Raw genomic sequence first — 12,240 nt, 5'->3', positions numbered from 1 at the left:
CGGTCGGTTTTCGAGCGCGGTCAGTTGCCTTGCATGTCAGTGGCCGTGAAGGGACTGACGTGCCGGCAGTTCAGCGGCCCTGCTGTGCGGCGGTGCGGCGGCGCAGCACGAGCGTTCCCGCTCCCGCGACCAGAAGGGCGGCTGCGGCCGACCCGGCAAGGGCGGTGGTGCTGCTGCTCGAGGTCCCGGCCGGTCGCTCGCCCGCGGCGACGCCACCGCGCGGAGCGGCGGCAGCGGGACGCTCGCCCGCGGCCGAAGGCTCGACCACGGCCGGGGCGGGACTGTCGCCTGCGGCGACACCGCCACGGGGCGCAACCGACGGCTCCGAGCCCCGCGGGGGCGCGCCGGTGACACCGGCCGGGGCGGCTGCGGCGGACCGCTCGACGGACGGCTTCGGTGCGGGCGTGCTGTCGGCGAAGGCCGCGGTCGACGGGACGAGTACCGCGCCGGCCGCGACAGCGGCAAGGACGGCGGTACGCAGGGACAGACGGTGGGGCATGGGCATGGCTCCATTCCAGGTCGGCCTCGGTGTGCCCGGAAGCCGGTTAGCACCGGGCGCAAGGCATGCCGACAGGCTGGCGTGAAGTTATGAAGAAACTGTCAGATCGCTGTGGTCATCGCATCAGGCCTGGCCCGCACCGCTTCCACGGCCGCCCACGGCACGTTCGGGTCCGCCCGCGCCGCTCCCGCGCTCGCAGCCGCCTGCCGCGCTCCCCGACACGCCCGTCGAGGCTCCTGGGGACTCGCCCGGCCCACCAGCCTCTCCCCATTCATCCGACCCCGTCTGCGCAGGATCCGCCGGCAGCCGGAGCGTGAACACCGAACCCTGGCCGTCGACGCTCACCGCACTCACCGAGCCGCCGTGCGCCTCGACGAGTTTCCGTACGATCGCCAGGCCCAGCCCGCTGCCGCCGGTGCGGCGGCTGCGGGACTTCTCCGCGCGCCAGAAGCGATCGAAGACATGGGGCAGATCCTCGGCCGAGATGCCGCTGCCCGTATCGGTGACGTCCACCACGACCTGGTCCGCGCACTCGGACGCGTACGCATGCAAGGTGACATTCCCACCCGCCGGGGTGTGACGCACCGCGTTGGAGACCAGGTTGCCGATGGCCTGACGCAGCCGGACCGGATCGGCCATCAGCTCGGGACCGGCAGCGCCGGCCGTCGCCGTGAGGACGGCCAACGTGACTCCAGCCGTCTCCGCTCCTGCTTGGTGGGCCGCGGCGACCTGGCTCAGAACGTCCTCGATGCGTACCGGCTCGGGGTGCAACCGCAGCGCACCCGCGTCGGCCGCGGCCAGATCCTGGAGATCGTCGATGATGTGCTGCAGCTGAACGGCCTCCGTGTGGAGCGAGGAGATGAACGCCGGGTCGGGCTCCGCCAGACCGTCCTGCGCAGCCTCCAGCCAGCCGCGGATATTGCTCAGCGGGGTGCGCAGTTCATGGGCGACGTCGCTGACCATGTCCTTGCGCTGTCCTTCGAGGCGGGCGCGGTGGGCCGACATGTCGTTGAAGGCCGCGGCGAGCCGCCCGATCTCGTTGTCGTCGGTGACCAGCACCGGCGCGGAGTTCTCCCCGTCCCGCATCCGTTGTGCCGCACCGGTGAGGGCGTGCAGCGGCCGTACGAGCCGGGCCCCGGCCAGCATGGTGGCTCCGACGGTGAGCGCCAGGACGAGCGCCGCGGCACCCGCGATCTTCGCGGTGTTCGCCGGGGAGAGGTCGAAGCCGGGCACGGTCGTGCCGCCCTCGTCGCCGATGAACAGCAGTGCGGGCGAGGCGACATAGGAACTGAGCTGCTCACGGCGGGCCGTGCCCACGCAGGATGCGGTGGCCCGGTCGTCGTCGCCGGTGCGGACGCTCGGCGCGGGAGCGGGCGACGGGGTGAAGACACCGGCGCTGGGCATCGGCTCGGGACCGCCGCCCCAGGACAGGTCCAGATTGAGCTGTACACCCGTGCGGCCCTGACGTTTCAGGCAGGCATCGGCGAGCCGATTGAGCGCGCCCAGCGCCTTTCGCTCGGTCGCTGTCGGTTCGTCCAATGTGTCGGATGCGCACCTGGTGCCCTGCATCCGGTCGGGATCGTTGCCCACGACCTCGATGCGCGGGCGCCCACTCGGGCCCCGGACCACATCCGCCGCGACCCCGGACCTATTCAGGCACGCCACACTCCGGTCGGCGGCACGCTGCAACGCCGTACGCTCGACCGCGGGCAGCCGGAACGGACCGACTGCGCGCGGGTCGACACGGTCGGCCGTGACGCCGGCCCGGCCCACCGTCTGGGACAGCGCCGTGTCCACGGACAGCGGATCCACGATCGCCGATGCCTCGGGCGGCAGCGCGGGCGGGGATGGCCGGGTGGCGGAATCGGCGAGTGGCCGGCGCTGCTCGGTGGTGAGGGCGATCCGCCGACCGGACTGCCGCGCCAGGTCGCGCACGGTGCTGTCGACGCCGTCCCAGGTCGGGTGGGTCGCCGCGTATCCGAGCAGGGTGTTGTAGATCCGGGCATCCGCGGTGAGATTCTGACCCTGTTCCTGCTTGATGGCGCCGGAGGTGGTCTGTACGGCAAGCCAGGCCGTGGCGGCCACCGAACACGCCGCCACCAGCGCCGATACCGCCAGCAGACGGCCGAACAGACTCTTGCGGAGCGGCAGCCGCGCCCGCTGCTCACGTCGAAGGGGCACACCACGCACCCGGCTACGACGACGCACGCGAAGCATTCCTCGCCGGGTCCGTCAGCTTGTAGCCGACACCGAAGACGGTGAGCAGCCGGGCCGGCCGACGCGGTGCGGGCTCGATCTTCTTACGCAGGTTCATGATGTGCACGTCAACGGTGCGAAAGCTGATGTACCGGTCGAAGCCGTGCAGCTCCTCCAGGAGCCGCTGCCGGGTGAAGACCCGCTCGGGCTCGGCCGCCATGGCGGCGAGAATCCGGAACTCACCGGGCGTGCACTCCACGAACCGGCCCTCGACCGACACCTCGTGCCGGACCGAATCGACCACGAGCGCACCCACCGTCAGTACCTCATCCGCGGCGGGATCGATACCTGCCGCAACCCGCCGGGTGCGACGAAGCAGCGTCCGTACGCGCGCCATCAACTCACGCGGGCTGTACGGCTTCGTCACATAGTCGTCCGCACCGAGATCCAGACCCAGCAACAGATCGTCCTCTGTGCTGCGGGCCGTCAGCATCAGCACCGGCAGCTCCCGGTGCTCGGCGCGCAGCACACGTACCACGTCCAGACCGTCGGCCCGCGGCATCATCACATCGAGCACCAACAGATCGGGCTCCCGGTGCCGGACCTCGGCGAGGGCCGCCAGGCCGTCCCCGACGACCGTGACCGCGTGGCCCTCGTGTTCCAGATAGCGGCGTACGAGTTCGGCCTGCTTCTCGTCGTCTTCGGCGACTATGACGTTTGCGCACACGTGGTTGATCGTAGATGAGGTGACGCAGACCCCTCGTGGCACCGGACGGCGCCGGACACCGTGTTCCGCCACGGAGCGGATCACCGGGGTCGTCCGGCAGTTCCGGAGTCACGCACAGTTCCCGCTGTCTCCATCGACGGCCCACGTCGGGGTGAACTACTGAGCGCCCGCCCTGCCGTTCCTCGTGGACGGATCGTCGAGGAGGTCGGTGAGGAGATCGTCGAGGACGGACTCCTCCTCGACACGTACCCCCAGTTCGACGAGCGCAGGGCGCAGTCCGGGGTCCCACGGGGAGTCGACAGGCCGGCCGGTGAGCGGGGCGAGCGGCGTGGTGCGGCCCACGGCCGTACGGTATTCGGTGGCCGTGTACCGCCATGGCAGCCAGGCCACATGCCGCAGCAGCGTCGACGCGATCCGCAGTCCACCCCAGTCGAAGTCGCCGTGGTAGAGCAGCGTCGAGCCCTGTGCGTGGAGCGTGCCCAGCAGGGCGAGCGCGGCGGCTGACGGCTGGCCCTGCAGACAGATCAGTGGGGCGCAGCCCGTGCCGTGGGCGTCGGCCGCAGCGGCCACGACCGCCGGGTTTTCGCAGATCCTTACGGTGGTCGGCCGCGTGCGCGGCGATGAGGGGTGACGAGTGAGCTGGCGCAGCGTCAGCACGACGGGTTCACCCGCGTCGGCGTGCAGGTCGAGAGCCGGTGTGCCGCGCACGTTCAGGGCGAGGACCGTCGACGACAACTCGTCTCTGACCAGCCCCGCCGAGGCCCAGGTCTCCCGTCGCCACTGCGCACCGCTGCCCGGTGGCCGGCCGCTGAGCCGTCGCAGGGCGGACAGTACGAGCGTGGCGAGGGCGGTGCCGTCGTCCAGGGCGTGTGCGTTGCCCAGTGCACGCGCCGCGAAAGCCGGGAGGGACATGGCCGGTTCGACGGGCAGGCCGTCCAGGGCGGACGCCGTGTCGGCGAGCAGGGCCGCGGCCAGTCGTGGCTCAGGAGCCAGGCGTCGTACGAGCCCCTCGCCCCGCATCCGGTCAGCCCACTCCGCCAGCTCGGGGCGGCGCGTCACCAGAGCGTCGAGCGGGGCATACGCCTCGGCCCAGGCCCGCGCCTTCTCGTCCCGCTCGGCCCGCACCGGCACTACGGGGCCGGTCAGCGCGCGTATGGCCGCCGCGAGACCGTCGGGGCTGATGCCGGAACGGCGCAGGACGTGGTCCACCGCCTCCAGCCGTACGGAGAGGGACCGACCGCGACGAGGCGCCCTGCCCAGCAGCCGCTCGACCGCACCACGCCCTGCGGCGTCGGGATCGGCGAGGGACACCGAGCCGGTGAGGGGTTCCTCGCGTTCGAGCCGTCGCCGGATCCGCTCGACGAGCCACGCCAGCTCCGGTGCGCCGAGCAGGCGGCGCAGGCGCACGAGGTCGATCGGCGCCGGACCGGGATGCGTACGCCCGTCGTCCCGGGGCCGGTCCCCTGCGTGTGTTGCCCAGCCCGGGTCCGGTGACGCCGCCTCGCCGGGCGGAGGAGTCACTGCCACGCGCAATCCTGGAGAGTCGCGTTCTGCGCACCGGAGGCGGCGTCGACGGCCGGGCCCGCGACCGCCGTACGGGCCGGAGAGTCCGGCGGCCCCGGAGCCGCCGACACCGGCTCGGCTCCGACGCCCACTCCTTCCGCGCCCGCGGGCCCCGGTGCCGCCGTGTCCGGTTCGGCCCGGGTACCGACCGGTCCGCGGTCCGGCTCGAACCCCCGGGCGCGCTCCGTCCCGTCCCATTCCCAGCGGGTCACCAGTACAGCCGCCACCTCGTCGATACGGGACAGCTGAGCGATCGCCACCCCCGGAACCTGGGGATAGCACGCCCACTCCCGTTCGCTCGTCATGACGACGTCCAGGTCGAAAGCGTGCAGCAGCCCGAGGCACTTGGCGCGCGAGTCGTCGTCGACGCCCGCGAACGCCTCGTCCAGGGTGACGAGCCGGGGTGCGTGCGGACTGGCGGCCGTCGCGTAGTGGGAGGAGGCCGCGGCGAACAGCGGTACCGACACCGCGAGCACCCGCTCGCCACCCGAAGCGGGGCCGGTGGCCGACACCCAGCGGCCGTGCTGATGGCGTTCGATCCCGAACTCGTGCCAGGCCCGGTAGTCCAGCGCCGCGGTCAGCTGCTCCAGTCGGCTGCCCGATACGTCGGCCGACTGCCGCAGAGTGATCTGCGACTGCAGGAACTCGCCGACCGCCGCGCGATCCTCCGGTGACCAGGCGTCGGCGGACTGCCGCAGCTCCTCGCGTGCGCGGGCCAGTCCCGTCGGCGCCTTGCGGGACGACCGCCACACCAGGCGCAGCTTCATGCCCGTGGAGGTGGGCCGCTCCTCCAGTTCCGCGTTCATCGCCCGCACCTGACGCTCGGCCGCGCCGATCAGCTCCTGGAGGGTGCCCGCGACCTCCGTGAGCAGATGGGTCTCCAGGATCTCCCGCTCATGAGCGGACAGGATGCGCTGCAACTCGCCGACCTCGGTGGCGAGTGCCTCCGCCAGCTCGGGTACGGCCCGCTCGCGCCCCTGGTAGACGATGTCGACGACCATCCCGTCCTCCACCATCCGGGCCGACGCGGTATGGCCGTGCCGGGACAGTGCGTCCTGCAGGGACTTGAGCTCCTCACTCAGACGACGCTGCACACGCTCCCAGGATCCGTCCGAATCGTCCGCCGCCGACAACTCCGCCTCGATGCCACGGGCGAGCGCGACGGCCGGAGTGACCGCCCACGCGCCGTCGTTCAGCGGCGGTAGCACGAGCTCGGGGACGGCCACCCCGATCAGTCCCGTGGAAGCGAACCGGCGCAGCGCTTCCACCGCATCCGTCCGTGCGGCGGAAGCGGTGTCGAGATCGGACTCCAGCTGTTCGATGCGTCCCTCGGCGTGGCTGGCACGCCGGTCCGCCGCGGCGCGGGCCGCGGCGGACTCCTTCTGCTGGCGGACACAGCGGCCGAGCTCCCCGGCGGTGTCGGCGAGACGCTGTTCCAGCTCGGCCACCGCCGCTCCCACGGTGGAGCGTAGAGTGCGGTGATGTTCGTCGGCCGCGGCTGCCGCGTGGGATGCGGCTTCCGTACGTTCCGTCAGTTCCGTGACCCGGGCCTGCGTCTCCTCGGCATCCGACTGCTCCTCCGCAAGGGCCTGCCCGGCCTCGGTCCGCTCGCGGAGCGCCGGCCAGACCTCGGCGAGGGCCAGCCGGTGATCGGCCAGACCGTCCCGTACGGAGGCCAGCGTGCGGCGCATCGCCGCCGGAGCGAACGCGGGATCCACGGACATCGGCGGCCCGTCCGCCGTGGTTCCGGCCGTAGCCGGCGTCGGCTGCTCGGTCGCCTGCGGGGAGAGACCGACATCCGCAGCGGTCTCCACAAGTTCACGGACGGCCGCACGGTCGCTGTCGGCCGCATGCGCCAGATCCGCCGACCGTTCGTCACGCCTCAGGACGGCCCGACGGGCGGTCTCGCGGGCCGCGACGGCACGCGCGTGTGCCTGCCTGAGCCCGCCGTCGTCGGGGAGCGCGGCGAGCTCCTCGTCGAGCAGCCCTCGCTGCGCCGCAACAGTCGACCGGTCCTCGGCGAGTGCCGCCGACTCCCTTTCGACCGAGGTCAGTTCGTCCCTGAGCGCGGACAGCCTGACCCGCCTCGCCGCTTCCCGGGCGCCCTCACCGACGTACTCCGCGGCCTCCTTCGACCAGCTGCCGGTCAGCGAGCCCACCCGGAAGCGGCCGTCCACGGCCACCCACGTACCGCCGTCGTACCCGAGCGGCCGCTCCGCGCCCAGTCCGACGGAGACCAGCAGCCGGCCCACCGTCTCCTCGCCCACGGCCCGTGCGCGCTCGTCCTCGTGATCCACGGCCGGCCGCAGCGCCTGCGCCAGCGATGTGCCGGCCACCGGCGCCCCCGGAGCGACCAGGACGTCGTGGTTCCCCGCTGCCGGACCGGTCAGTGCCGACACGGCACTTCCGTCCGGGCACACCCAGGCATCCAGCAGCCCCGAGGCCTCCAACGCCGCCTCCAGCAAGGCGCGTTCCCCCTGCGGTACATGATCGTGGAAGTCCACGAGACGCCACAGCGGTGCACCGGTGGCCCGCTCCCGGACCCCCGGCGTTCTCGTGTACGGGACCTGCGGTCCGCGCCCGCCTCCGGCCTCCAGCGCCGCCAACTCCCGCTGTACCGCGTCCCGGCGTTCCGCCAGCGCCGACTGCTGCTGCACCAGCCGGGCGGACAGATCCGCGAGAGCGGCCGACGCGGCACGATGGGCGTCCGCCGCATCCACCTGTGCCGGGCTCGGCCCGTTCAGGTGCGACAGCCAGTCCTGCAACCGGTCCAGCAGGCCCACCGGGTCGGGAAACCGCAACTGACGGCATTCGCGCACGTGTTCACGCACCTGGGCCAGCAGAGCCTCGCCGGCGGCGGTCACCGCTTCGGCCGTCTGAGCCGCCAGTTCCCCGGCCTGCCCCACCTCGCCCTCCGCATCGTCCAGGCGCCGCGCCGCATCCAGCCGGGCGGCGGCTGCCCGCTCGGCCCGGCCGGTCAGGCCCGCCACCAGATCCACCGTGCGCTGCCGGCGCGCCAACGCCTCCTCGACCGAGCGCCGCAGCTCGGGCTCCGGAACGTCCCGGGTATGCAGCTCCGGATCGATCCGCGCTGTCTGCGCCGCCCGGCGGCCCCGCAGCCGCGCCGACACGAGCCGTCCGTCCGCGGCGCTCAACCGGTTCTGCGCCGTGCCGACCCGGAGCACAGCCCGCCGGTGCGCGGCCACGGCGAGGTCGCGGTCCGCCGCGGCGCGGTCGTGGTCGTCGCCGGTCCGCAGGGCCTCCCTCCCGGCCTGTTCCAGCTCGCGCGCACTACGCATCTCCGGCCCCGCCCGCAGTGCGGCGTCCTGGGCCTTCAGCCGGGCCTCGGCCTCCTCCAGCGCCGCACCGCGCTCCTGTGCCGACGCCCGCTCCTCCAGCGCCTTGCCCCGCTCGGCCTGCGCCGCGGAAAGGTCACGCTGCAGCCGCTCGTACCGGGCGTGCTCGGTACGCGGCAGACGCGCACGACGCCGCGAGGCGATCCGCGCGTACCGCCGGTAGTGCTCCAGGAAGGCCGCGGCCGCGCGTTCCGCCTCGCTCGCCGCGCGGAGCTCCTCCTTCTCCTCGTCCAACGAACGGAAAGCCTCGGCCACATCGGCGATCACCGCCTGGTCCATCGGAGGCAGGGCCTCCGTCAGAGCGCGCGAGAGGGCCGCTTCGTTGGGACGCTTCGACAACTGTGGCTGACGCAGCTGGACGAGCAGGTCCACCAATGCCGCGTACCGCTGCTCGCCCAGGCCGAACAGCGCTTCGTCCACCGCCCTGCGGTACGTCCCGGCCTGGTCGTACACCGTGCCGCGCCCGGCGACGGCGTCGGCCAGCCGGTCCCGTGACAGGGCCGTTCCCGTTGCGTCCAGCAGGCTCAGCTCCGGGCCGATCCGCTGGTCGGTGACAGCGAACCAGTGACGGGCGATACCGCGTCCGGACACGGCCTTCAGCCCGCACATGAGCGTACGGAAATGAGCCTGGCCCCGCTCGTCCAGCCGGCCGAACTCCACCCAGGTGTAGCCGAGCCGTTCCGGGTGCGGATGTTCCCCGCCCAGCAGCAGATTCCACTCCATCCGCTTACTCGGATCGGCATCCGGTTCCACCCTTCGTGCCGACAGGTCGCCGTCGAGCAGGAACGGAAGGGTGAGGGCGAGCACCTTGGACTTGCCGGTTCCGTTGTTGCCCCGCAACAGCAGCCGGCCGTCACGGAACCAGAACTCCTCGCGGTCGTAGTAGAAGAGATCGACGAGCCCGATCCGCAGCGGCTGCCACCGGCTGCGCGCAGGAGCGGGAAGGGCGGTTCCGGCCGTCGTCGGGACGCCTCTTCCCGCCGCCTGCTGGGCGGGAACGAGAGGGGCGGTCGCGGGGTCGTCCGGGAGGATGCTCAACGCTTCGGCGCCTTTCGGGTCGTGGACACACCGGGGTCGAGAACGACGGCCTCGCCCACGGCATAGCGGGCGAGTGCCGGGCGCGGTGCGACGCCGTCGGCCGTACGGGACACGAGCCCCAGGGCGGTCAGCCGCTCCACGGCCTGTTCCACCAACTCCGGTTCGGATCCAGGTTCCCGGGCCGCCTTGGACCAGAACCCGCCATGCACCGCGGCAAGTTCACGTATCCACTGCTGGAGCTCGACGAGTGACACCGGGCCCGCGACGGCTGCCAGACGCTCGGTGAGCAGCAGCGTGATGTGACCACGGGTGCCCTGCTCGGGCATCCGGAGGTCGGCGAGGTCGTCGTACGGATCGACCATGGCGATCCCTTCGGCCCGCACCTCCGCCACCAGCCCGGTGATTTCCGTGATACGGGCCGTCAGAAAGCCGCGTTGCCGGGTGAGATAGGCCAGTTCGGTGTCCGTGAGCTCGTCGTAGTAGAGCACCGGATCGTCCAGCAGCCGACGGGTCAGCGAGCGCCGCAAAGCGCGGAAACGCAGGTCGTCGCTGTCCAGTGCCGTTTCGGCGGTGAGCTCGGCCAGCCGCTCGTCGGCACTCTCGGCGGCCACGAGCGACGGCCCCACACGGGTGGCCAGCATTCCGGCCAGTACCCGGCGCTCCACGTCATAGAGAACATCGCCGGACCCGCTCACATAGGCGTCCTCCTCACCGGCCACCCGGCGCAGCACGCCGTACCGGAGCAGCAGCCGTACCACTGCCGCAAGGTCCAGACGCTCGTCGCGCCGCTCAAGGGTGAAGGCGACACCGGCCGCGACGAGTTGCGGATCGGCGGCATCCAGGACCACCTGCTCGGCGAGACGGCCCAGCGCGATCTGATTCTCGCCGCGTTCCAGACAGGCAAGCGCCAGGCACAGAAGCACATAGCGGCGGCGGGTGAACGGCACTGCGGCGCGGCTCGCCTCGCGCGCCGGATGAGAGGCGTCGTCGAGGGTGCCCGGTGTCCGGTACAGCCGGGCGGTCTCCGCATCCACCTGAAGGCGCCAGCCGGTGTTGCGGTCGAACCATTCCCGCAGTTCGGAGGCGTGCTGTCGGACGAGCCGGAACGCATCGGCACTCGGACCGGCGGCCCGCAGCAGCGGCTCCTTCAGGAGGGCGCGCGCCGCCCGCCTCACCTCGGCGGCACGCTGTCCCTCCAGCACCTCGGCGAGAGGGGTGGTCATCCTGCCTCCCGGGGTGTCGTGGCCGCCGCCGTTACCGGCGGGCCGGCCGCCGGCCGTCGGGACACCGGCATGGTCAGATCGGTGATCTCGACGCCGTGGTCGGGCCCGGTGAAGACCCCGTCCGGAGTCTCGATACGGGCCGTCCGGCCGTCACCCAGGGCGGTGAGCCGGATCTCCATGGAGCCGTCGTTGCTGGTCACCGCAGTCGTTGTCATGCCCGGCCGCCACGAGGCAAGAGCATCGCCCAGCAGCTGGAGGAACAACCGGAAGGAGAGCGGGTCCAGCGTACCGAGTCGTGACAGACGGGTTTCACCTCCGGTGGCGAGCAGCGCACGGGCCGTTTCGGTCTCCTGGGTCTGTTTCCTCGCCAGCGCGGCGAGCAACTCCCGGGCCTCGGTCCTGTCCTCGACCTTGCGTGCCTTTCCACGCCTCTCGTAACTGCCGCTGCGCCGAAGCTGCGGACTGATCCGCAGCGGCTCCGCCTCGGCCCAGGGGGTCGAGGCCGGAGTCGGGGATGCCTGGCGCGAGGCGAGGGAATCCGCGTCGATGCTGAGATGACGGGCGGGATAGAGGCCGAAGGCCACACGCCACAACCGGTGCCGTGTCTCGTCGTCGGGCGCTTCGGCGAACCAGCGGGCCAGAGTCCGGAAGTCCGCGGACCGGTCCGAGCGCCCGGCCCGGCGTTCGGTCAGCGAGCGGACCACGGCCAGCAGCTGCGGAATCGCGCCGAGTGCCCGGCCGCGCAGCAGCCGGGCCTGCGACTCGCGGCCGTCCCGGGACAGGAACCAGGAGGCGAGTCCGGACCAGCGGCTCTCCCACTGCCCGAACGCCCGGGCTTCGGCCTGTTCCGTTTCTCCGGGCGAAGCATCGGCGGCCTCTCGGGCGGCGGCCAGCCGCAGCAGCGGTTCGACCCGGTGCTCCAACTCCAGGACGAGCCGGGCGATGCGTGCGCCGAGCGTGATCAGGTCCTGGATGAAGCGTTCCAGATACTGGATCAACTGGTCCTTGTACGCGAGGAACGTCTCGACTTCGACGTCGTGCAGGTCGATGGTGCGCTGCAGGGAGCCCATGAACGCCCGCGCGTTGTCCGCGAGTGCCGCGAAACGGCTGGTCAACGTGAACAGTGCGAGATGTGTCTTGGCCGGGTCCGGCGCGTCGTCCGCTGCGAGGACGAGCAGGGCGCGCAGCTGCGTGATGATGTCACGCAGGGCGACCGCCTGCAGAGCCCCGGGCCGTCCCAGCGATTCGTCGTAGGCGGCGAGCGCCGTCTCGGCCGCCTCGCCGGACGCGGTGAGCTGGTAGATGAACCGCTTGCGGTAGAAGTCCTCGACAGCGGTCACCCGCGCGGTGTCCGGATCGGCCCGCAGATTTCCCCATTCCACCAGCTTGTCCAGGGCCTTCACCACGGTCTCGCTCTCCGGCGGCCGATGCTCGGACGGCAGAGCGGCGTACACGTCTTCGGGACGCAGATGCACCGCAAACCGCTCCTTCGCGGCGAGGAATGCCGCCATCACCTGCCGGTAGAGAGCCGAGTTCGGGGCGGTGAGGTGAGCGAAGGCGCTGTAACGGCTGGGACCCGGGGGAGTGCCGCTCTGATCGGGGGCCGGTGGTGTCGCTGTCATTACCACTCATTCTGGC

7 protein-coding genes are annotated in these 12,240 nt (G+C 72.1%); all 7 read right to left on the bottom strand.

What is annotated here, in order from left to right; genetic code table 11:
• Positions 1-70 precede the first annotated feature (70 nt).
• The gene (locus OG953_RS07490) at positions 71-499 is read right to left on the bottom strand and encodes a hypothetical protein (RefSeq protein WP_405683153.1); all 429 of its coding nucleotides are present in this window, start codon (positions 497-499) and stop codon (positions 71-73) included.
• Positions 500-622: 123 nt separating this feature from the next.
• Entirely contained in the window at positions 623-2,716 is a 2,094-nt protein-coding gene (locus OG953_RS07485) for a sensor histidine kinase (protein WP_405683152.1), read from the bottom strand.
• Positions 2,694-3,422, bottom strand: coding sequence for a response regulator transcription factor (locus tag OG953_RS07480; protein ID WP_405683151.1), 729 nt, complete (start codon positions 3,420-3,422; stop codon positions 2,694-2,696). Before OG953_RS07480 ends, OG953_RS07485 begins: the two co-directional genes overlap by 23 nt.
• Before the next feature lie 156 nt (positions 3,423-3,578).
• The gene (locus tag OG953_RS07475) at positions 3,579-4,949 is read right to left on the bottom strand and encodes a TIGR02679 family protein (RefSeq protein WP_405683150.1); all 1,371 of its coding nucleotides are present in this window, start codon (positions 4,947-4,949) and stop codon (positions 3,579-3,581) included.
• Positions 4,940-9,379, bottom strand: a complete 4,440-nt coding sequence (locus tag OG953_RS07470) for a TIGR02680 family protein (protein ID WP_405683149.1) — start codon at positions 9,377-9,379, stop codon at positions 4,940-4,942. Before OG953_RS07470 ends, OG953_RS07475 begins: the two co-directional genes overlap by 10 nt.
• Positions 9,376-10,602 (bottom strand): TIGR02678 family protein, encoded by a 1,227-nt coding sequence (locus OG953_RS07465; RefSeq protein ID WP_405683148.1) that lies wholly within the window; start codon positions 10,600-10,602, stop codon positions 9,376-9,378. The genes OG953_RS07470 and OG953_RS07465 overlap by 4 nt, the downstream gene beginning before the upstream one ends.
• Positions 10,599-12,224, bottom strand: coding sequence for a TIGR02677 family protein (locus tag OG953_RS07460; RefSeq protein WP_405683147.1), 1,626 nt, complete (start codon positions 12,222-12,224; stop codon positions 10,599-10,601). Before OG953_RS07460 ends, OG953_RS07465 begins: the two co-directional genes overlap by 4 nt.
• Positions 12,225-12,240 lie beyond the last annotated feature (16 nt).

The sequence above is a fragment of the Streptomyces sp. NBC_00057 genome (genome assembly GCF_045041165.1).
Classification (GTDB): Bacteria; Actinomycetota; Actinomycetes; order Streptomycetales; family Streptomycetaceae; genus Streptomyces.
This window is presented reverse-complemented; position numbering and strand designations above follow the sequence as displayed.